The 20253-nt window shown below is 67.2% G+C and carries 18 protein-coding genes and 2 tRNA genes; 12 read left to right on the top strand and 8 right to left on the bottom strand.

What is annotated here, in order from left to right; translation table 11 throughout:
• Nucleotides 1–37 precede the first annotated feature (37 nt).
• The 5 genes from LBN7_RS09685 to rpmH are packed head-to-tail and all read right to left on the bottom strand — an operon-like array spanning nucleotide 38 to nucleotide 2447.
• Entirely contained in the window at nucleotides 38–529 is a 492-nt protein-coding gene (locus LBN7_RS09685) for a R3H domain-containing nucleic acid-binding protein (protein ID WP_116633345.1), read from the bottom strand.
• The gene (gene yidC, locus LBN7_RS09680; protein WP_116633344.1) at nucleotides 526–1596 is read right to left on the bottom strand and encodes a membrane protein insertase YidC; all 1071 of its coding nucleotides are present in this window, start codon (nucleotides 1594–1596) and stop codon (nucleotides 526–528) included. Before yidC ends, LBN7_RS09685 begins: the two co-directional genes overlap by 4 nt.
• A 3-nt stretch (nucleotides 1597–1599) precedes the next feature.
• Complete coding sequence (yidD, locus tag LBN7_RS09675) at nucleotides 1600–1950, bottom strand: membrane protein insertion efficiency factor YidD (protein ID WP_116633343.1); 351 nt, start codon at nucleotides 1948–1950, stop codon at nucleotides 1600–1602.
• A complete protein-coding gene (gene rnpA, locus LBN7_RS09670) occupies nucleotides 1947–2303 on the bottom strand; it encodes a ribonuclease P protein component (protein ID WP_116633342.1) in 357 nt (118 codons plus the stop codon). The genes yidD and rnpA overlap by 4 nt, the downstream gene beginning before the upstream one ends.
• Nucleotides 2304–2309: 6 nt before the next feature.
• Nucleotides 2310–2447 carry a 50S ribosomal protein L34 gene (rpmH, locus tag LBN7_RS09665; RefSeq protein ID WP_045278552.1) on the bottom strand — a complete coding sequence of 46 codons (138 nt, stop codon included), beginning with the start codon at nucleotides 2445–2447 and terminating at the stop codon, nucleotides 2310–2312.
• 192 nt (nucleotides 2448–2639) lie between these two features.
• Between rpmH and dnaA the strand changes: the two genes are divergently transcribed.
• The 7 genes from dnaA to LBN7_RS09630 all read left to right on the top strand — a co-directional run bounded on the left by dnaA (nucleotide 2640) and on the right by LBN7_RS09630 (nucleotide 13051).
• On the top strand, nucleotides 2640–4157 hold the full coding sequence (dnaA, locus tag LBN7_RS09660) for a chromosomal replication initiator protein DnaA (RefSeq protein WP_407361671.1): 1518 nt from the start codon (nucleotides 2640–2642) through the stop codon (nucleotides 4155–4157).
• Between the two features lie 494 nt (nucleotides 4158–4651).
• Complete coding sequence (gene dnaN / locus LBN7_RS09655) at nucleotides 4652–5794, top strand: DNA polymerase III subunit beta (protein WP_407361713.1); 1143 nt, start codon at nucleotides 4652–4654, stop codon at nucleotides 5792–5794.
• Nucleotides 5795–6074: 280 nt separating this feature from the next.
• Nucleotides 6075–7304, top strand: a complete 1230-nt coding sequence (gene recF / locus LBN7_RS09650) for a DNA replication/repair protein RecF (RefSeq protein WP_407361670.1) — start codon at nucleotides 6075–6077, stop codon at nucleotides 7302–7304.
• Nucleotides 7297–7800, top strand: a complete 504-nt coding sequence (locus LBN7_RS09645; RefSeq protein WP_341946966.1) for a DciA family protein — start codon at nucleotides 7297–7299, stop codon at nucleotides 7798–7800. Before recF ends, LBN7_RS09645 begins: the two co-directional genes overlap by 8 nt.
• Nucleotides 7801–7918: 118 nt before the next feature.
• Complete coding sequence (gene gyrB, locus LBN7_RS09640; RefSeq protein ID WP_243408736.1) at nucleotides 7919–10003, top strand: DNA topoisomerase (ATP-hydrolyzing) subunit B; 2085 nt, start codon at nucleotides 7919–7921, stop codon at nucleotides 10001–10003.
• A gap of 91 nt (nucleotides 10004–10094) precedes the next feature.
• Entirely contained in the window at nucleotides 10095–12650 is a 2556-nt protein-coding gene (gene gyrA, locus LBN7_RS09635; RefSeq protein ID WP_116633338.1) for a DNA gyrase subunit A, read from the top strand.
• Complete coding sequence (locus tag LBN7_RS09630; protein ID WP_116633337.1) at nucleotides 12647–13051, top strand: DUF3566 domain-containing protein; 405 nt, start codon at nucleotides 12647–12649, stop codon at nucleotides 13049–13051. The genes gyrA and LBN7_RS09630 overlap by 4 nt, the downstream gene beginning before the upstream one ends.
• A gap of 85 nt (nucleotides 13052–13136) precedes the next feature.
• On the opposite strand, the gene LBN7_RS09625 is transcribed toward LBN7_RS09630, so the two are convergent.
• Entirely contained in the window at nucleotides 13137–13847 is a 711-nt protein-coding gene (locus tag LBN7_RS09625) for a VIT family protein (protein ID WP_341946965.1), read from the bottom strand.
• Between the two features lie 121 nt (nucleotides 13848–13968).
• Here LBN7_RS09625 and LBN7_RS09620 point away from each other — a divergent pair, with 121 nt between their 5' ends.
• The 5 genes from LBN7_RS09620 (at nucleotide 13969) to LBN7_RS09600 (ending at nucleotide 17092) form a co-directional block, all read left to right on the top strand.
• Complete coding sequence (locus LBN7_RS09620; protein WP_116633335.1) at nucleotides 13969–15237, top strand: histidine kinase; 1269 nt, start codon at nucleotides 13969–13971, stop codon at nucleotides 15235–15237.
• Nucleotides 15225–15914: a response regulator transcription factor gene (locus LBN7_RS09615; RefSeq protein WP_341946964.1), complete on the top strand. Its 690-nt coding sequence runs from the start codon at nucleotides 15225–15227 to the stop codon at nucleotides 15912–15914. The genes LBN7_RS09620 and LBN7_RS09615 overlap by 13 nt, the downstream gene beginning before the upstream one ends.
• The gene (locus LBN7_RS09610) at nucleotides 15911–16831 is read left to right on the top strand and encodes a DUF4097 family beta strand repeat-containing protein (protein WP_407361669.1); all 921 of its coding nucleotides are present in this window, start codon (nucleotides 15911–15913) and stop codon (nucleotides 16829–16831) included. Before LBN7_RS09615 ends, LBN7_RS09610 begins: the two co-directional genes overlap by 4 nt.
• Nucleotides 16832–16918: 87 nt before the next feature.
• Nucleotides 16919–16992, top strand: a tRNA-Ile gene (locus LBN7_RS09605).
• 27 nt (nucleotides 16993–17019) lie between these two features.
• A tRNA-Ala gene (locus tag LBN7_RS09600) sits at nucleotides 17020–17092 on the top strand.
• 47 nt (nucleotides 17093–17139) lie between these two features.
• Here the strand turns inward: LBN7_RS09600 and LBN7_RS09595 are convergent.
• Both LBN7_RS09595 and LBN7_RS09590 read right to left on the bottom strand, forming a co-directional pair.
• Nucleotides 17140–17616: a DUF3253 domain-containing protein gene (locus LBN7_RS09595; RefSeq protein ID WP_407361668.1), complete on the bottom strand. Its 477-nt coding sequence runs from the start codon at nucleotides 17614–17616 to the stop codon at nucleotides 17140–17142.
• A gap of 66 nt (nucleotides 17617–17682) precedes the next feature.
• Complete coding sequence (locus LBN7_RS09590) at nucleotides 17683–20184, bottom strand: AAA family ATPase (protein ID WP_407361667.1); 2502 nt, start codon at nucleotides 20182–20184, stop codon at nucleotides 17683–17685.
• Between the last annotated feature and the right edge of the window lie 69 nt (nucleotides 20185–20253).

Raw genomic sequence — 20253 nt, 5'->3', positions numbered from 1 at the left:
GATCAGACCCTCGCCACTCGATGTTTCACGTGAAACATCAACGGCGACGCAGCACCGTGTGCCGGTCAGCGCCCTCGCCGTACGACTCGGAGACGAGGCCCCGGTCGGCAGCGATGTCGTGAACCAGCTTGCGCTCGTAGCTGGACATCGACGGCAGGGATGCCTGAGACGAGCCCTCGTCGAGCTTCGCGGCCGCAGCATCCACAAGCGTCTCGAGCTGTCGGCGACGCGTGTCGCGCGATCCGCCGATGTCGAGGATCAGACGCGAGAACGAACCCGTGCGGTTCTGCACCGCGAGACGCGTGAGCTCCTGAAGCGCCTGCACGGTGTCGGGCGCCGAGAGCAGAGCGAGTCCATCGCCCTCTGCCTCGACCGACACGTAGGCGCGACCCTGACGGACATCGAGGTTCAGATCCCCATCGATGTCGGCGATGTCGAGCAGCTCCTCGAGGTAGTCCGCGGCGACGTCACCCTCGTTCTCCAGCTGTGCCACCGTCGGTTCGGTGGTCTCGGTCACGACCTCACTCATGAACCGCTCCCCTTCTTCTTCGCGCGCTTCTTACCCACCGGCTGCTGACGCTTCGGTGCCTCTGCCTTGGCCTTCTCCGCCTCGTCCAGCAGGCGCTTCTGCTCCGCCTCGTACGCAGCCATCGGGACGACCTTGCCGGACGAATCGATCGCCTTGCCCTTCTTCGCGAGGCGCTCCTCGCGCGCCTTGGCGGCTTCGGAACCGGGAGTCGGCATCTCGCGGATGACGAGGAACTGCTGGCCCATCGTCCACAGGTTCGAGATGAACCAGTAGACGACGACGCCGAGCGGGAAGAAGATGCCCGAGAAGATGAAGCCGAGCGGCAGTACGTAGAGCATGATCTTCTGCATCTGGTACGCCTGGCCGGTCTTGGCCTCGGGCGACAGGTTCTTCGAGATGATCTGCAGCTGGGTGAAGAACTGCGATCCGATCATGAGCACGACCAGCGTGACCAGGATGATGATCGCCGTGGTGTTCTGCGCATCCACGGCATTGCCGAGAGTCTCATGCAGCGAGGCGACGCCGAACAGCTTGGCGTCGTAGAACTCCTTCGTCAGTTCCGGGCTGAGGAACCCGACGCCGCCGATCCCGGCCTTCGCGTGCTTGCTGACGTCGCTCAGCACGCTGAAGAGCGAGAAGAAGATGGGCATCTGCACGAGGAGCGGAAGGCAGCTCGACATCGGCGTCGTGCCGTGCTTCTTGTACAGCGCCATGGTCTCGCGGCTCATGGCCTCGCGAGAGAGCTGATCCTTCTTGCCGCGGTACTTCTCCTGGACTTTCCGCAGCTCAGGAGCGATTTCCATCATCTTTCGCTGGCTCTTGATCTGCTTGACGAACAGCGGGATCAGAGCGGCACGGACGACGATGACGAGACCGACGATCGACAGGACCCAGGTGAGACCGGATGCCGCGGGCAGACCCACCGCGGTGAGGAGCCAGTGCCACGCGACGAGGATCATCTCGACCAGCCACTTCAGCGGCCAGAGGATGGTGCCGATCAGGTCGAAACCACCTCCCGCAGCGTCGGGGCTGGGTGTGGTGCTGGCGAGCAGAAGGTCAAGACCCACCGTTCAGTCCTTTCGGGAAGGGACGACGAAACCGTGAGCAGTCAGGTCGTAGCGGAAGTGTTCGTGCGGACGGACGTCATCGACGCCGCCGCGAGTCCAGGGATTGCAGCGGAGGATGCGCCACGCAGAGAACAGCGTTCCCCGCACGGCGCCGTGCTGCTGCACCGCACCTACAGCGTAAGCGGAACAGCTGGGGTAGTACGCACAGACATCTCCATACAGAGGAGAGATGGTCTTGCGATACGCGGTCAGGAATCCCAGCACAAGATTCCGCGGTATCAGAGGGATGCTGCGCACGAGGTCGCGGGACTGCATCCGAGCCGAGCCGATCGACGATGCCGGCAGTGCGGTCATGAGGTGCCAGCCGTCGACACCGGCGCCAGCCGGCCGAGACAGCGGTTCACATCCGCGCTGAGCTCGGCGAAGGACGCCGTCGCGGATGCAGGAAGGGCACGGATGACGACATCCGTGCCCTCGGGTACGCGCGGGAGCGCATCCGCGCAGACGGCTTTCAGACGCCGACGCACGGTGTTGCGCACCACGGCGGTGCCCACCTGCTTGCTGATGATGAATCCGAACCGTGCGGCCCTGCTCTCACCCGTCGACATCATCGACGTGATGACGCTCGACCCGCCACAACGCGATCCGCGGCGAACGACCAGTCGATAGTCGCTCCCGCGGGTCAGCCGATACGGGCGGGCGAGCACAGCGGACTACGCGGAGAGCTCGGTGCGGCCCTTCGCGCGGCGGGCAGCGAGGATGCCGCGGCCGGCGCGCGTGCGCATGCGAGCGCGGAAGCCGTGCTTCTTGGCGCGACGACGGTTGTTGGGCTGGAAAGTGCGCTTAGTCATGGAATCACTCCGGGAATACTGCCACCGGGTTCACTGCGACCGGAGACATGGGGAACTGCCAAAAAAATGGCATAAGTCAACCAAGTAAGGGTACGTCCTGCCGGCGCGCAGAGCAAATCTGCGCGCTGGAGCGGCGGGGACCCGTCACGAACCGCACAGCCATTATCCACAACCGGGGCACGCCCGGGGCGCATGACACGCGCGCGGAATTCCCGGGGCAGGTTGCCGTTCCCAGCCGCGATGACTACCGTGGCAACCGAAGTTATCCACAGGGGCACGGCACGTCGGAGCCCTCATCGAATCCCCGTCCGGAGCGTCATGTCCTCACCAGCCCAGCCCGACGTTCCGATCTGGACCACGGTGCAGGAGCTCCTGGTGGACGACGACCGGGTCACGCCGCAGTTGCAGGGCTTCCTGAGCCTGGCGGTCCCGGCCGGTGTGATGGCCGCGACGCTCTACCTCGAGGTGCCCAACGATCTCACCGCCGCGCAGATCAACAAGCGTCTGCGGCTGCCGATCATGGAGGCCCTCTCCCACATCGGCGAGGAGGTCACCTCCTACCGCGTCGTCGTGAACCACGAACTCGCCGAGCAGCCGACCGCACCGATCGCCGTCGCCGACTTCGGCCGACACGAGCCCGTGCGCGTCGAGTCACCCATGGAGCAGCCCACACAGCTGCGCCACGAATCCCGGCTCAACCCGAAGTACACCTTCGACAACTTCGTCATCGGCCAGTCCAACCGCTTCGCACACGCGGCGGCGGTCGCGGTCGCCGAGGCGCCGGCCAAGGCCTACAACCCCCTCTTCATCTACGGGGACTCGGGACTCGGCAAGACGCACCTCCTTCACGCCATCGGCGACTACGCCCAATCGCTCTACGCCGGCGTCAAGGTGCGCTACGTCTCGAGCGAGGAGTTCACGAACGACTTCATCAACTCGATCGCGAACAACCGCGGAGCCGCGTTCCAGGCGCGCTACCGCGACGTCGACATCCTCCTCATCGACGACATCCAGTTCCTGCAGGGTCGAGCCGAGACGCAGGAGGCGTTCTTCCACACCTTCAACACGCTGCACGACCACAACAAGCAGGTCGTGATCACGAGCGATGTCGCCCCGAAGCACCTGACCGGCTTCGAAGACCGGATGCGCAGCCGCTTCGAGTGGGGTCTGATCACCGACGTGCAGGCTCCCGACCTGGAGACGCGCATCGCGATCCTCCGCAAGAAGGCGCAGAGCGAGGCTCTCCACATCCCCGACGAAGTGCTCGAGTACATCGCGACCGTGGTCTCGTCGAACATCCGCGAGCTCGAGGGCGCCCTCATCCGGGTCTCCGCCTTCGCGAGCCTCAACCGCTCGTCGCTCGACATCGCCCTCGCGCAGACCGTGCTCCGCGACATCATCGACACGGCCGAAGACAACATCATCTCGCCGACCGACATCATCACGGCCACCGCGCAGTACTTCAAGCTGACGGTCGACGACCTCTACGGCTCCAGTCGCTCGCAGCAGATCGCCACCGCCCGTCAGATCGCGATGTACCTGTGCCGTGAACGGACCAGCCTCTCGCTGCCCAAGATCGGACAGCTCTTCGGCAACAGGGACCACACCACGGTGATGTACGCCTACAAGAAGATCAGCGAGCTCATGAAGGAGCGACGTTCGATCTACAACCAGGTCACCGAGATCACGACGCAGCTCGGCCGGCGCTGACCTCACGCCACCTCCGGAAGGGGGACACGACACCGATCCCGGTGCCGTGTCCCCCTTTTCGTTGTCCCGACACGCCTGCGCAGCATCCAATAAATGCCTCTATGCACATGTGGATAACTTGTGGATGATCCGGGAAACCATCGGGACGAATGTGAGCTCAGACGTCAAACCTGTGGATAACTACCGGGACGGCGAAGAGAGGGCGGATGCCGTGAACCCGCGGATTCCTCAGGGATTCCACAAGTGACAGCCGTGTAGTTCCTTACTCGCGTCTGCTTTCCACCGAGTTATCCACAGAATCCACAGCGGTTAACACCGTTAAGGAGCTAACCCTTTGAAGCGGCGATCCGATCACCAGACGATGGGGACAAGCGCCGAGCGGATCACAAAACCTCCGAGCGTAGGGATACGCGGGAGTGTGGGGCTAGCATGGGAAGCCCTGCACCGGCAGGACTGACGACGACATGTCACAGATCGACGACAAGGGAGCACCCGTGAGGTTTCAGGTCAACCGCGATGTCTTCAGCGAGGCAGTGTCGTTCGTCGTCAAGCTCCTCCCGCAGCGGAACCCGCAGCCGATCCTCGCCGGTGTGCTGATCGAGGCAGACGGCTCAGGCCTCACCCTCTCGGCTTTCGACTACGAGGCATCCGCTCGCACCACCATCGAGGCCACGGTCGAGACACCGGGCACGATCCTCGTCCACGGCCGCCTGCTCTCCGACATCGCCAGCCGTCTGCCGAACGCTCCGATCGAGATCGCGGTCGAAGAAGACGGTGGGATCACCGTCACCTGCGGCTCCGCCCGATTCACCCTCGCCGCCATGCCCGTCGAGGAATATCCGTCGATCCCCGAGGTCTCGGGATCCTCCGGTGTGGTTCCCGCCGACGACTTCGGCACGGCGATCGCGCAGGTCGGCTTCGCCGCGTCGCGCGACGACGTCACCCCCGTGCTGACCGGTGTGCAGCTCGCCGTCTCCGGCCAGAGCCTCAGCCTCGTCGCGACCGACCGTTACCGGGTCTCGATCCGCGACGTGCCGTGGGACGGCGAAGAGGTCGAGGCCACCGCGCTCGTCCCCGCGCGCACCCTCGTCGAGGTCGGGAAGACCTTCGGCCACGCCGGCACGATCCAGATCGCCTTCTCGGGTGCCGGTGAGCGTGAGATCATCGCCTTCACCGCGGGGAACAAGACCGTCACCTCGCTGCTGATCAAGGGCAACTTCCCGCCGGTCCGTCGTCTCTTCCCCGAGCAGACCGATCACTACGCGGTCGTCAACACGGCAGATCTCGTCGAGGCCGTGCGTCGTGTGTCGCTGGTTCTCGACCGTGCCGCTCCGCTGCGGTTCACGTTCACGAGCGACAGCGTCACGATGGATGCCTCGGGCAGCGAGCACGCGCGTGCGTCCGAGTCGGTCGACGCGATCCTCTCGGGTGGCGACGAGGTCACCCTCGGTCTGAACCCGCAGTACCTGATCGAGGCGCTCGGCGCTGTGAAGAGCGAGTTCGTCCGCGTGACCTTCACGTCGAGCGACAACGCCAACAAGCTGAGTCCGGTCCTCATCACGAGCCAGACCTCGGTCGATCAGGCCGGTCTCGACTCGTTCAAGTACCTGCTGCAGCCCAACCTCCTCCTTCGCTGACCTACCCGTCGCCGTCCCGGCGCCCTTCGACAAGCTCAGGGCCCCAGCAAGGCGGCACGTTTCGTCTCGCTCCGCTCGCTCAACGACCAGGCAACCGCGGATATCGCACGCAGTCGGAGAGCGAAGCGAGGCGCTGCCACCCCCGTATCCCTCGCATCTCCCACGCGAAACCTCGCGATACGCGAAACCTGAGGACGTGGGGATGCTCCCGGAGTGAGTCCGCCTCGACGCCACCCTGCTCACCCCAAGACTGTCGGACCCCGAAGGTAGGCTGACCCTCGTGATTGTGGAACACCTGAGCTTGGTCGATTTCCGCAACTACGCGACCGCTGAACTCGCTCTTCACAGCGGCCCGAACGTTCTCGTCGGCCGCAACGGCCAGGGCAAGACGAATCTGGCCGAGGCCGTCGTCTTCCTCGCGACCCTGGGTTCGCACCGGGTGTCGTCGGATGCGCCGATGGTGCGCGACGGCCAGGAGTACGCGATCATCCGCGCGCGGCTGTCGCACGGAGAGCGCAAGGTCCTCGTCGAGGTGCAGCTGAATCGTCAGGGATCCAACAAGGCGCGCATCAACGGCTCCCCGTCGAAGGCGAACGAGCTGCCGCGGTATGCGCACGTCGTCCTGTTCGCTCCGGAGGATCTGCAGATCGTGCGCGGCGACCCGTCCGCACGTCGACGTTTCGCCGATCAGCTCCTCATCCAGCGCACACCGCGGATGGCGGCGGTGCTGGGCGATTACGACCGGGTGCTGAAGCAGCGGAACGCCCTGCTGAAGTCGGCGCGTGCGCGCGGCATCCGCGGGGAGGGTCTCAGCACCCTCGATGTGTGGGATGACAAGCTCGTCGCGCTGGGCTCGGAGATCATCACCGCTCGTCAGCGTCTCGCCGCCGATCTTCAGCAGCCGGTGGCCGATGCCTACGCGGCGATCGCCGGCGAAGACCATCGTCCTCAACTCGAGTGGGCCCTGTCGGTGAGCGGCGGCGACCCCGAGGAAGACGTCGCCGAGCCGACGGATGCCGATGGGCCGGCGCCGTATGACAAGGTCGGCGAGACGCGTCTGATCGCCGAGATGTTCCGCGCCTCTCTCGCCGCCAAGCGCTCGAGTGAGCTCGACCGGGGCCTCACGCTCACCGGTCCGCATCGCGACGACCTCGTGCTGCGGGTGCGGGATCTGCCGGTGAAGGGATACGCCTCGCACGGCGAGTCGTGGTCGGTGGCTCTGGCGCTGCGCCTCGCGTCGGCGGAACTGCTGCGGAGCGAATCCCCCGCCGGTGACCCGGTGCTCATCCTGGACGACGTGTTCGCCGAGCTCGATGCCGACCGTCGTCAGCGGCTCGCGTCACTGACCGCGGCGTACGAGCAGGTGGTGGTCACGGCGGCGGTGGAGGAGGATATCCCCGCGGTGCTGCACGCCCATGTGGTGCGGATCAGCGCCGGCACGATCAGCGATGAACGAACCCCTCGACAGACCGAGGGACGCAGCGCAGAGGAGACGGGCGAAGATGACTGACGCCGCGTCCACCCCTGCGGCCGCCGAGGTTCCCGAGACGGTGGCCACCTATCTGCGTCTGCGAGGACTCAAGCCGAGTTCCACCTCGTGGAAGCGCAAGCGCCGGATCGTCGACGACGAGAACGCGCCTTTCACCCCCGGCCGGGATCCCGGATCCCTGGGTGCCGTGCTCGATCGGCTGAGTCGCGACTCCGGGTGGCAGACGACCCTGGCACGCGAGGACCTGGTGCGCCAGTGGGCCGATCTCGCCGGTGCCGACACGGCGAAGCACTCCGAACCGGTCTCCCTGGAGCGCGGACTGCTGACCGTGAAGTGCGATTCGACGGCCTGGGCGAAGAACCTCCAGTTCATGCGCGCGACCATCCTCACCGAGATCGGTCGGCGCTATCCGGATGCCGGTGTGGAGAACCTCCGCTTCATCGGACCGGACGTTCCCTCCTGGAAATGGGGTCCCAGAGCCGTTCCAGGACGGGGCCCACGCGATACCTACGGGTAGGGCACCATGCGAGGGGTCTGAAACGCTCAGAGGGCCACACGCGGCCTCTGAGCCGCATATCGTGACGAAATCCCGCTAGAATGGGAGTTCGTGATATCGATGTGGAGAATGCCCTCTGATGACGCCTGAATCCCCCGCAGACGAGACGGAATCGACCAACGGAGGGACCCCCGAGAACGGCTCCGTGAACGGACACTCGCCGATCTCACCCACCTCGAAGCAGCCCGGCGAATACGGGGCCGACGAGATCCAGATCCTCGAAGGACTCGAGGCCGTCCGCAAGCGCCCCGGCATGTATATCGGCTCCACGGGTCCGCGCGGTCTGCACCACCTCGTCTACGAGATCGTCGACAACTCCGTCGATGAGGCCCTCGCCGGCTACTGCGACGCGATCATCGTCTCCCTTCTGGAGGACGGCGGAGTGCGCGTGGTCGACAACGGCCGCGGCATCCCGGTCGACCCGCACTCCTCCGACCCGAACAAGTCGACGGTCGAGGTCGTCCTGACGATCCTGCATGCCGGCGGAAAGTTCGGGGGCGGCGGATACGCGGTCTCCGGCGGTCTGCACGGTGTCGGCTCGTCGGTCGTCAACGCGCTCTCGACGCGGTTCGAGATCGACATCAAGCGCCAGGGATACACCTGGCACCACAGCTTCGCCGACGGCGGTCACCCGCAGCAGGCCCTGGAGCGCGGCGCCGAGACCGATGAGACCGGAACCGACATCACGTTCTGGCCCGACCCCGCCATCTTCACCGAGGGCGTCGAGTTCGACTACGAGACCCTGCGCACGCGCTTCCAGCAGATGGCGTTCCTGAACAAGGGGCTGCGCATCGAACTGCACGACGAGCGCGCCGGACACACCGAGGTCATCGAAGAGGACGGCACGAGCGTCGAGCAGCAGCGCGGCGACGTCTTCCTCTACGAGCGCGGTCTGGTCGACTACGTCGAGTACCTGAACAAGGTGCGTCACGCCGAGGTCGTGAACGACGAGATCATCGCCTTCGAGTCGGAAGACGCGGAGCGCAAGATCTCTCTCGAGGTCGCGATGCAGTGGACGACCTCCTACACCGAGAACGTCTTCACCTATGCGAACACGATCAACACGCACGAGGGCGGCACGCACGAAGAGGGTTTCCGTGCGGCGCTGACCACCCTGGTCAACAAGTACGCCCGTGCGAACAACCTGCTCAAGGAGAAGGACGACAACCTCTCCGGCGACGACGTGCGCGAGGGGCTGACCGCGGTCATCTCCATCAAGCTCGGTGAGCCGCAGTTCGAGGGCCAGACGAAGACCAAGCTCGGCAACACCGAGGCGAAGGCGTTCGTGCAGAAGGTCGTCGGCGATCAGCTCGGCGATTGGCTCGACCGCAACCCGAGCCAGGCCAAGAACGTGATCCGCAAGGCCATCGACGCCGCGACCGCGCGACTCGCTGCCCGCAAGGCGCGCGAGACCGCCCGCCGCAAGAGCGTGTTCGAGTCGGCGGCGATGCCCGACAAGCTCAAGGACTGCACGAGCAAGGACCCGTCGATCAGCGAGATCTTCCTCGTGGAGGGCGACTCGGCCGGCGGTTCGGCGGTGCAGGGTCGCGACCCGCACACGCAGGCGATCCTGGCGCTGCGTGGCAAGATCCTCAACGTGGAGCGTGCGCGTCTCGACAAGGCGCTCGGCAACCGCGAGGTCCAGGCGATGATCCAGGCCTTCGGCACCGGCATCGGCGAGGACTTCGACATCGAGAAGGCCCGGTATCACAAGATCGTCCTGATGGCGGATGCCGACGTCGACGGCCAGCACATCACGACGCTGCTGCTCACGCTGCTGTTCCGCTACATGCGTGGACTCATCGAGGCGGGCTTCGTCTACCTCGCGATGCCTCCGCTGTACCGCCTGAAGTGGTCGAACTCGGCGCACGAGTACGTGTTCAGCGACGCCGAGCGCGACGCCCTGCTCAAGCACGGCCTCGACAACGGCAAGCGCATCCCGAAGGACGCCGGCATCCAGCGCTACAAGGGTCTCGGCGAGATGAACGCCAAGGAGCTGTGGGAGACCACGATGGATCACACCACGCGGACGCTCCGCCAGGTGACCATCGAGGATGCCGCGGCCGCCGACGAGATCTTCAGCGTGCTGATGGGTGAGGACGTCGAATCCCGGCGCAGCTTCATCCAGCGCAACGCCAAGGACGTCCGCTTCCTCGACATCTAGCGAAACCCTGGGTCCCTGAGCTTGTCGAAGGGCACCCAGACGCTTCGACAAGCTCAGCGACCCAGAACTGAACGACCGGAATCGAAAAGACATGACTGACGAAGAACGCCCCGAGCCGGCGCACGATCACGGCAAGATCGACCAGGTCGACCTGCAGTCCGAGATGCAGCGCAGCTATCTCGACTACGCGATGGCCGTCATCGTCGGCCGTGCCCTCCCGGATGTGCGCGACGGCCTGAAGCCCGTGCACCGCCGCGTGATCTACGGCATGTACGACGGCGGGTTCCGTCCCGACAAGTCCTTCTCGAAGTGCGCCCGCGTGGTCGGCGAGGTCATGGGGCAGTACCACCCGCACGGTGACACGGCGATCTACGACGCGCTCGTGCGTCTGGTGCAGCCGTGGGCGCTGCGCTACCCGCTCGCGCTCGGTCAGGGAAACTTCGGCTCCCCCGGCAACATGGGTGCGGCCGCCCCCCGATACACCGAGACCAAGATGGCTCCGCTCGCGCTCGAGATGGTGCGCGACATCGAGGAAGACACGGTCGACTTCCAGGACAACTACGACGGTCAGACGCAGGAGCCGACGGTCCTCCCTGCCCGGTTCCCCAACCTGCTCGTCAACGGCTCCGTCGGCATCGCGGTCGGCATGGCGACCAACATCCCCCCGCACAACCTGCGCGAGGTGGCGGATGCCGCGCTCTGGGCGCTCGACAACGCAGGTATCAGCCGCGAAGAGCTGCTCGACGGCCTGATCCAGCGCATCCCCGGTCCGGACTTCCCGACCGGCGCGCAGATCCTCGGCACGAAGGGCATCCACGAGGCGTACCGCACCGGACGCGGCTCGATCACGATGCGCGCGGTCGTCAACGTCGAGGAGATCCAGGGTCGCACGTGCCTCGTGATCACCGAGCTGCCGTACCAGGTCAACCCCGACAACGTCGCGGTGAAGATCGGCGACCTCGCTCGTGACGGCAAGATCACCGGCATCGCCGACATCCGCGACGAGTCGTCCGACCGCACCGGTCAGCGTCTCGTCGTCGTGCTCAAGCGCGACGCGGTCGCGAAGGTCGTGCTGAACAACCTCTACAAGCACACGCAGCTGCAGGAGAACTTCGGCGCCAACATGCTGGCGATCGTCGACGGCGTCCCGCGCACGCTCGCGATCGACGGCTTCGTCTCGTACTGGATCACGCACCAGATCGAGGTGATCGTCCGCCGCACGCAGTACCGCCTCATCGAGGCCGAGAAGCGCATGCACATCCTGCGCGCGTACCTGAAGGCCCTCGACGCGCTCGACGAGGTCATCGCGCTCATCCGCCGGTCGCAGACGACGCAGGAGGCGAACGAGGGACTCCAGAAGCTCCTCGACATCGACGACATCCAGGCCGACGCGATCCTGCAGATGCAGCTCCGTCGCCTTGCGGCGCTCGAGCGTCAGAAGATCATCGAGCAGGCGGAAGAGCTCGAGGCGCTGATCACCGACTACAAGGCGATCCTCGCCGACGAGGGCCGGCAGCGCACCATCATCCGCGAAGAGCTCACGGGTATCGTCGACCGCTTCGGCGACGAGCGCCGCACGCACATCCTGCACGGTTTCGACGGCGACGTCTCGATGGAAGACCTCATCGCCGAAGAGGAGATGGTCGTCACCGTCACGCGCGAGGGCTACATCAAGCGCACGCGCAGCGACAACTACCGCTCGCAGCACCGCGGCGGCAAGGGCATCAAGGGCGCGCAGCTCCGGGCCGACGACATCGTCGAGCACTTCTTCGTGACGACGACGCACCACTGGCTGCTCTTCTTCACCGACAAGGGCCGCGTCTATCGCGCGAAGACCTACGAGGTTCCCGAGGCCGGCCGCGACGCGAAGGGCACGCACGTCGCGAACCTCCTCGCGCTCCAGCCCGACGAGAGCATCGCTCAGGTCCTCGACATCCGCGACTACGCGGTCGCCGAGTACCTGGTGCTCGCGACCCGAGAGGGCCTCGTCAAGAAGACGCGTCTCGACGCCTACGACACCAACCGCCAGGGCGGTGTGATCGCCATCCGCCTGAACGAGGAGGATGAGCTGGTCAGCGCTCTGCTGGTCGACGCCTCGGACGACATCCTCCTGATCAGCCGCCGCGGCATGTCGGTGCGGTTCGAGGCGACCGACGAGGCGCTGCGTCCGATGGGGCGTGCGACCGCAGGTGTGCGGGGCATGAAGTTCAAGCTCGATGACGACAGCCTGCTCTCGGCATCGTTCGCCGCACCCGGAAAATTCGTGTTCGTCGTGACCGACGGCGGCTACGCCAAGCGCACCGCCGTCGAGGAGTATCGCGTGCAGGGACGCGGCGGAACGGGCATCAAGGTCGCCAAGTTGAACGACGATCGGGGCACCCTCGCGGGTGGTCTGATCGTCTCGGAGGACGACGAGGTCTTGGTGGTTCTGTCCAGCGGCAAGGTGGTACGCTCTGCCGTGGCCGAGGTGCCCGCCAAGGGCCGAGACACCATGGGAGTGGTGTTCGCACGGACGACGGAAGCCGACCGCATCCTCGCCATCGCCCGAAACGGCGAGCGAGGCCTCGCAGATGACGAGGCGGAGGCGGACTCCGAGACCGCGGCCCCCGAGACGACACCGACACCTGAGGAAAGCACGGACGAATGAGCACAGTAGCCGACAAGCTGGCGAAGAAGTCCACACGCAAGACCGGCGGCAAGCAGGTCAGGCTGCGTCTGGTCTACGTCGACTTCTGGTCGGCCGTGAAGCTCTCGTTCCTCGGAGCGGTCGCCCTCGCGGTCGTCACGATGGTGTCGTTCTTCCTGATCTTCCTGGTGCTGCAGGCGACGGGCATCATGGCCACGGCCGATGAGTTCGTGCGCAGCTTCACCGATGGAGCCGTTCCGCTCTCCGAGATCGTGGGCCTCCCGCAGGTGATGGCGTTCGCCGCCGTCGTCGCGATCCTCAACCTGATCGTGTTCACCGTGCTCGGCGCCGTGATCGCAGGAATCTACAACCTCGCCGTGAAGGTGACGGGCGGACTGCTCGTCGGCTTCATGTCGAACTGACCTTCGGAACCCTGGGCCCTTCGACAGGCTCAGGGACCCAGAGTCGAAAGGGGCGGATGCCACGGCATCCGCCCCTTTCGTGTTCCTAGACGATGCCGGTCGTGCCGAGCAGCGTACCGATCAGCCAGGTCGCGAGCAGGGCGAGCGCGCCGCCGACGACCAGGCGGACGGATGCCCGCACCGGTGCGGAACCGCCGATCACGGCTCCGACCGCGCCCGTCGCCGCGAGGGCGAGGAGCACGGCGGCGAACGTCACCGGGATGCGCCACTCGGGAGGCGGCAGCAGGATGGCGAGCAGCGGCAGCAGGGCGCCGAGCGTGAAGGCGACAGCCGACGACAGCGCCGCATGCCAGGGGTTCACGAGGTCGTCCTGATCGATCCCGAGCTCGACCTCGAGATGCGCCGACAGCGCATCGTGGGCAGTGAGCTCCTCGGCGACCTTCTGCGCGGTCGCTTCGGAGAGCCCGCGATCACGGTAGAGCGCCGTGAGTTCGGCCAGCTCCTCGCGCGGCATCGTGCGGAGCTCCTCGCGCTCCTTCGCGATGAGTGCGCGTTCGCTGTCGCGCTGGCTGCTCACCGAGACGTACTCGCCCAGAGCCATGGACACCGCGCCGCCGACGAGTCCGGCGAGCCCCGCCGTCAGCAGAGCCGCGTTGTCGGTCGTCGCGCCGGCCACACCGACGACCAGTGCTGCGACCGAGACGATGCCGTCGTTCGCTCCGAGCACGCCGGCGCGGAGCCAGTTCAGGCGCTGTCCCATCTTCGCCGCGTGCGGTTCCCCCTGATGAACGGTCATGGCCTCAGTGAAGCAGATGCATCTCCCGGCGGACAGCCCGACCGGCGGCTACGGAAAACCCGAAGACAGGAGTCCGGATGCCTCGGTGTCGCAGCGATGACCCCGCCCGTACCTTGGAACCATGACGACACACACTGCGCCTCCGCCGCAGGCCGCGGCCGCGAAACCGCCGCTGCGCATCTTCCTCACCGTCCTGCATCTCGCAGGGGTCGGCGTCCTCGGCGGCATCATCTTCACCATGCTCGGCGGGCTCCTCGGAACCGGTCTGGGTCTTCTCTTCGCCTTCGGCGTCGGCATCGTCCTGCTCGTCGGTCTGGTCTACGCCCTGTTCGGTGTCGGGTGGTTCGAGGTCGCCCGCGTCGGGGCGCTCTACGGCATCCCGATCGCGCCGCTCCGCCTGCGCCCTCGCGAGCGCCCCGGCTTCGGCGGCTGGCTGCGGTCCCTCGGACGTCAGGCCATCGACGGACGGATGTGGCGGGCTGTCGCGAACTTCGCGATCACCGCGATCCTCGGCTTCATCGTGCTCCGGCTCTTCTGGGCCCTCATCTGGTCGATCTTCATCTCGTTCGCCCCGCTCACCGACGCGGAGTCCGTCATGGGCCCGTTCGGCGGCACCGGCATCGGCGTCGAGTGGGCGCCGCTGGTCGGGATCCTCGGCATCGCGGCATCCGCCTTCGGCATCTTCTGCCTCGCACTCCTGCACCGCACGCTGTCGCTCGCGATCGTGATCCGCAGCCGTGAGGCCGAGCTCACCGAGCGCGTCCGCACCACGACCGCACAGCGTGAAGGCGCTGTGCGAGCGGCGGATGTCGAGCGCACCCGCATCGAACGCGATCTGCACGACGGCGTCCAGCCTCGGCTGGTGTCGGTCGGCATGACGCTCGGCCTCGCGCAGCAGAAGATCGACAACGATCCCGATGCCGCGAAGGAGCTCATCGCGGAGGCGCACACCTCCACGAAGGCGGCCATCACCGAGCTGCGTCAACTGGCTCGCGGCATCCATGCCTCCGTGCTCGACGACCGCGGTCTCGACGCGGCGCTCTCCGCCCTCGCCGGCCGGTCGCACATCCCCGTGCACCTCGACGTCCGCATGGACGGGCGATGCAGCCGCGAGGCGGAGGCGGCCGTGTACTTCGCGATCGCCGAGTCGCTCACCAACGCGGCCAAGCACTCTCGTGCCAGCGAGTCGCGGGTCATCGTGCGACTGCGCGAGGGGAACACCCTCTGGGCCCGCGTCGAGGACAACGGCATGGGCGGCGCGCAGGTGCAGCCCGGCGGCGGACTCGACGGCATCGCGAACCGCATCCTCGCGGCCGGCGGGACCTTCCGTCTCGACAGCCCGCTCGGCGGACCGACGTCGCTGGAGGTGAACGTGCCATGCGCATCCTGATCTGCGAGGACTCCGTCCTGCTGCGCGAGGGGCTGGTCCGTCTCCTCGAAGACGCCGGCCACGAGGTGGTCGCCGCACTCCCCGACACCGTCGGCCTGGCCGACGCGGTGGAGTCGACCGACCCGGAGCTCTGCATCCTCGATGTGCGGCTTCCCCCGACGTTCACCGACGAGGGCATCCGCGCGGCGCTCGGGCTGCGGTCCACGCATCCGTCGCTCGCGATCCTCGTGCTGTCGCAGTACGTCGAGGAGCGGTACGCATCCGATCTGATCGCGGCGCAGGGCGGGCCGCTCGGCTACCTGCTCAAGGATCGGGTCGCCGATGTCGCGGAGTTCCTCGCGTCGGTGCAGCGGATCTCCGAGGGGGCGACGGTGCTCGACCCCGAGGTCGTGGCCCAGCTGCTCACGCGGCGGAACCGCGACGATCGGATGCTGCGCCTCACCGAGCGCGAGCGCACCGTGCTCGCGCTGATCGCGGAGGGCAAGTCGAACCAGGCGATCGCCGGGCTGCTCTTCCTCTCGGAGGCGAGCGTCGAGAAGCACATCACCTCCATCTTCCAGAAGCTGGGCTTCGAGCAGGGCGAATCGGGAAACCGTCGCGTGCTCGCCGCCCTCGCCCACATCGAGAACACCGGCGGGCCGACCCCGCCGACCGGCCCGACAGGAGCGGCACGATGACGAACGAACAGAACGACCTCACGGGCGGGCACACCCCGCTCACTCCCCCGCAGGCCTCCGCGCCCCAGGCCGCGGCGCCGATCGAGATGCCGTCGGTGACACCCGAGTCGGGTCGGTCGCCCGGAAGCACGGCGATCCTGACCGTCACGGCCGTCGTCGGCGGATTCGCCCTCCTCGGTGCAGGCGGCACGGCGGCGTTCGCCGCGACGGGCGACCTGAGCAACGCGAGTCGACCGGATTCGGTGCAGACCGTCGACGTGGAGGGGATCGACTCCGTCGACCTCGACGTCAACGCGAGCAGCACTCGGATCGAGTTCGGCGACGTCGACGAGGCCGAGCTGTCGATCACGAACGGACGCGGGCCGGCGTGGACCTTCGAGCGCGAGGGTGATGAGCTCGTCGTGCGCAGTCCGGAGTCCCGGTGGGGATGGTGGTTCGGCACCTGGTTCGGCGACGAGGAGATCGCCGTGGTGACGCTTCCGGAGGAGCTGCGGGGCGAGCAGCTGGACGGCGACTTCACGGTGAACTCCGGCAGCCTCGACGTCAAGGGCGCATTCGGAGACCTGGGGATCGACGTGAACGCGGGCTCGATCGATCTCGAGGGCGAGGCCACGGGCATCGACGTCGACATGAGCGCCGGTCGAGCGGACGTCACGCTCGACGGTGTGCAGCGGGCCGTTCTCGGCGTCTCGGCGGGATCGCTCGATGTGGAGCTCACCGGCACCCCGCCCTCGCAGACGACCATCGACGTGAGCGCCGGCTCGCTGGATCTGACGGTGCCCGATGTCGGGTACGCCATCACGCAGGACGTCAGTGCCGGCTCGCTCGACGTGAAGATCGACCAGTCCGGCAGCGACCGCCGGATGATCGATGTCACCCTGTCGGCCGGGAGCGTGACCATCCGACCCGGGAACTGACCGAGCTCGAGCGCGGGGCCTCTCCAGGGCGGCCCCGCGCTCGATTCGGATTTTCCGTCTTTCTCCGGTAAAGTCTTGGAGGTTGACGGGGCTATAGCTCAGGCGGTTAGAGCGCTTCACTGATAATGAAGAGGTCCCAGGTTCAAGTCCTGGTAGCCCCACCCTTTCAATTCAAGAAACACCCTCACGGGGCCTTAGCTCAGTTGGTAGAGCGCCTGCTTTGCAAGCAGGATGTCAGGAGTTCGAATCTCCTAGGCTCCACACTCTTCTTCATCCACAGGTGTTAACAACTCTGTTAACAACTCGCCTCAGAGCGCAGGGCCGCGGATGATCCGCACCGGCCCCCGCGCCTCCTCCATCCGCACCGGTTCGCCCTTCTGCGTCACGACGATCTCGTCGCAGTCCGCCAGCTCGGCGGCTACGCGTCGCACATCGTCCATGCGTGTGCGCCAGGACGCGCCGCCGATCGCGCGCGCCACGTCGCTCGGACAGATCGACGATGCGCTGCGCTTGCGAACGAGGGCGCGCACGGTGGCTGCGGCGCGCGCCGCGAACGCGGCATCCGTCTGCTCCTCCCACCAGGGTTCCCCGCGCTCGCCGAGGGCTGTCTTCGCGTCGTGCACCCGCCGTCGTGCGTCCGGCTCGTCGGCCTTCACCGCGCGGCGGGCCGCCATCAGCTCGTCCACCAGCTCTTGACGGAAGGTGTCGGGGATGGACGGATCGGTCGCACGCCAGCGACGACCGTCGACGACGATGTGATGCCCGTCGGGAGTGTGCTCCGTCATGTCGAGCAGTCTGCGCCCCGACACCAGGCACGCACAGAGGCTTGACGGATGGCGGGATCCTCGTCGCTACGACCGGCGGGGCTGCCGCAGCGCGGTGTCCAGGTGTCGGGCGATGCCGGCCCGGGAGCGGAGACCCGTCTTCTGCAGGATCCGCGCGACGTGGCTCTCGACGGTGCGCGGGCTGAGGTAGAGGCGCTCGGCGATCGCGCGGTTGCTGTGCCCCTCGGCCACGAGCTCCGCCACATCGAGCTCGCGGCGGGTGAGCACGTCGAGCGGTCCTGCCTCGGCGGCGACCGACTCCAACTGCGCCACGGTCGCCTCCGCGAACCGACGGTAGAGCACCGAACCCGACTGCTCGAAGAGTCCGATCGCACGACGCGCGTCGTCGAGCGCGTCGTCGACGCGTCCTTCGGCGAGCTCCACCCTGGCGCGGAACATCGTGCCGTGCCCGGCCTGGGACGTGTGCTCCGCCTGCTCGCCCCAGGCGATCGCGGCTTCCGCATGCGCCAGAGCCTGCGGCAGATCACCCGCAGCCAAAGCCATCTCACCGAGGCCGATGTGCTTCTGCGAGGCGAAGATGTCGTTGCGGTCGATCGAGAGATCGGCGAGGTCGGCGGGCAGCCCGAGCGCGATCGATGCGCGAGCGACGAAGAGGCGGACGATGCGCCGCCACCATCCGATCTGCGGGAGACCCGCGTCGACGAGGCGTCGGTACCGCGCGGTGAACTCGTCCGCGTCGACCCTGCCGGGGGCGGCGACGATGCTCGCCGTGAGCGCCAGCGGGATCGCGTCGGGCCAGTTGTACTTCTCCGCCGCGGTGATCGCGAGCGCGCTGAGCTCTTCGGCCTCCTCGCACCGATCGAGGGGGATGCAGAGGAAAGAGAGGATCAGGTAGAGGTGCGGCAGCACATGGAACCGTCCGCGCGACTCGGCGAGGCGGATGGCGCGTTCCACCAGGCGCGTGCCGTCGTCGAAGTCGGCGAGGAAGTGCGCGCACCACCCCATCGCGGTGACGACGTCGATCACCGGCAGCAGCTCCGACGCGGTGAGCGACTCGAACCCCGCCTTCGCGACGAGATAGGCGGCACGCCCGCGCTCCAGGTCACCGACCCGCAGATGCGAGAGCGCGCGCAGGCCGGCCAGGGCCATCGCGTGGCCGGGGCGGGCGTCGTCATCCTCCAGCCAGCTGCGCGAATCGAGCTCGGCGTCGCCGTCGTGCATGACCGCGAGGGTCGCGAGCTCCACGATCACGTCGGGTTCGAGGCGCGCGGCACCCGCTTCGCGGACCAGCTCGAAAGCCTCGTCGGGCCGGCTCTGGATGCGGAGCGACTGCAGCAGCAGTGCGAGCCCCTCCCCACGCGGTGCTCCGACCGCATGCACGTCGCGCAGCAGTTCCTCCGCGTCGACCGGACGGCCGTCGAGCAGGAGGGTGCGGGCGAGCAGGAGATCCCTCTCACGGTGCGGGATCCTGCGGGTACGCGTGAGCAGGGCGATGCTGCTCTGCGGAGAGGTCGCCGAGACGATCTCGGCCGCGCGGATGATCGTCTCGATCTCCTCGGAGGTGAGGTGCGATCCGACGTGCTGCAGGTGCGACGCCCGCTCGAGGATGTCGGCGGAGTGCTGCGCCGCGATGCGATGGGCGCGGCGACGGCGAGCAGGCCGCATATGCCGGTACGCGGCGGCACGGATGAACGGGTGCACGATCCGCAGCTCGTCCGCATCGATGAGACCCCGACGCGCGAGGTGCTCGGTGGCGACGGCGAGGGACGAGGCATCCGCTCCCGCGACTTCGCGCACGGTGGCGGGAGCGATCGCGGGCGTGAGAGCCAGGGCGTGCAGAAGCGCGAGCGAAGACGGGTCGAGCGCGCTCAGCTCACCGCGCAGCGCGTCGCCGATCTCCAGAGGCGTCGTGGCGTCGGCATCCACGAGGTCCACTCCGGCGACCTGGGACTCGGCCAGGAGGCGGAGGAACAGGGGGTTCCCTCCGGCGAGGTCGATCAGCGCATCGTCGGCGACACCGTGCCCGTCGAGAAGCGTCGCGGCATCCGCGGAGTCGAGGGGTCGGAGCCGGATCCGCTGCAGGGCGGCGCCCCCGCGCTCGACCGCGTGGAGCAGCGAATCGGGGACGGTGCCGCTGCGGAAGCACAGCAGCACGGCGAGTGCCGACATGCCAGGCGCGGCGATCAGGCTCTCGACGACGTCGAGGGCTTCCTCGTCGAGCCAGTGCGCATCATCGACGACGACGATGCTGGGCTCGGTCACCACGGCTTCTCGGATGCGGCGTCGCAGCACGCGCGGCGCGCTCTCCTCGAGCAGCACGGGGAGATCGTCGTCGAGGAGCTCCTCGACGATCGGACGGATGCCGGCGAGCGGGATGTTCGTCGCCACCTCGTCCGGCCGCGCGAAGAGGACGCGAGCGCGGAGACCCGCTCGCAGGAACTCGTTGATCAGGGCGGTCTTGCCGATGCCGATGGAGCCCTCGACCACCACGACCGGCGGGACCGCGGTCGATCCGGCATCCAGGTGGGCGCGCAGCAGCGCGAGCTCGGCGTCTCGCCCGATGAACATGCATCCCCCTCACCCCAGACAGGACGAGAGTAGCCGCACCCGTGCGTGATCGGGGCGTTTTCTCGATTC

This window comes from Microbacterium sp. LBN7, assembly GCF_045690345.1.
Taxonomy (GTDB): Bacteria; Actinomycetota; Actinomycetes; order Actinomycetales; family Microbacteriaceae; genus Microbacterium.
Note: the sequence above shows the minus strand (reverse complement) of the source record. Positions and strands in the feature narration are given on the sequence as shown.

What these genes read in the sequence shown, in the direction of transcription:
- LBN7_RS09685 (WP_116633345.1), bottom strand. Translation starts at nt 529, where the DNA reads ATGAGTGAGGTCGTGACCGAGACCACCGAACCGACGGTGGCACAGCTG.
- yidD (WP_116633343.1), bottom strand. Translation starts at nt 1,950, where the DNA reads ATGACCGCACTGCCGGCATCGTCGATCGGCTCGGCTCGGATGCAGTCC.
- rpmH (WP_045278552.1), bottom strand. Translation starts at nt 2,447, where the DNA reads ATGACTAAGCGCACTTTCCAGCCCAACAACCGTCGTCGCGCCAAGAAG.
- dnaA (WP_407361671.1), top strand. Translation starts at nt 2,640, where the DNA reads ATGACACGCGCGCGGAATTCCCGGGGCAGGTTGCCGTTCCCAGCCGCG.
- LBN7_RS09645 (WP_341946966.1), top strand. Translation starts at nt 7,297, where the DNA reads ATGACTGACGCCGCGTCCACCCCTGCGGCCGCCGAGGTTCCCGAGACG.
- gyrB (WP_243408736.1), top strand. Translation starts at nt 7,919, where the DNA reads ATGACGCCTGAATCCCCCGCAGACGAGACGGAATCGACCAACGGAGGG.
- gyrA (WP_116633338.1), top strand. Translation starts at nt 10,095, where the DNA reads ATGACTGACGAAGAACGCCCCGAGCCGGCGCACGATCACGGCAAGATC.
- LBN7_RS09630 (WP_116633337.1), top strand. Translation starts at nt 12,647, where the DNA reads ATGAGCACAGTAGCCGACAAGCTGGCGAAGAAGTCCACACGCAAGACC.
- LBN7_RS09625 (WP_341946965.1), bottom strand. Translation starts at nt 13,847, where the DNA reads ATGACCGTTCATCAGGGGGAACCGCACGCGGCGAAGATGGGACAGCGC.
- LBN7_RS09620 (WP_116633335.1), top strand. Translation starts at nt 13,969, where the DNA reads ATGACGACACACACTGCGCCTCCGCCGCAGGCCGCGGCCGCGAAACCG.
- LBN7_RS09615 (WP_341946964.1), top strand. Translation starts at nt 15,225, where the DNA reads ATGCGCATCCTGATCTGCGAGGACTCCGTCCTGCTGCGCGAGGGGCTG.
- LBN7_RS09610 (WP_407361669.1), top strand. Translation starts at nt 15,911, where the DNA reads ATGACGAACGAACAGAACGACCTCACGGGCGGGCACACCCCGCTCACT.
- LBN7_RS09595 (WP_407361668.1), bottom strand. Translation starts at nt 17,616, where the DNA reads ATGACGGAGCACACTCCCGACGGGCATCACATCGTCGTCGACGGTCGT.
- LBN7_RS09590 (WP_407361667.1), bottom strand. Translation starts at nt 20,184, where the DNA reads ATGTTCATCGGGCGAGACGCCGAGCTCGCGCTGCTGCGCGCCCACCTG.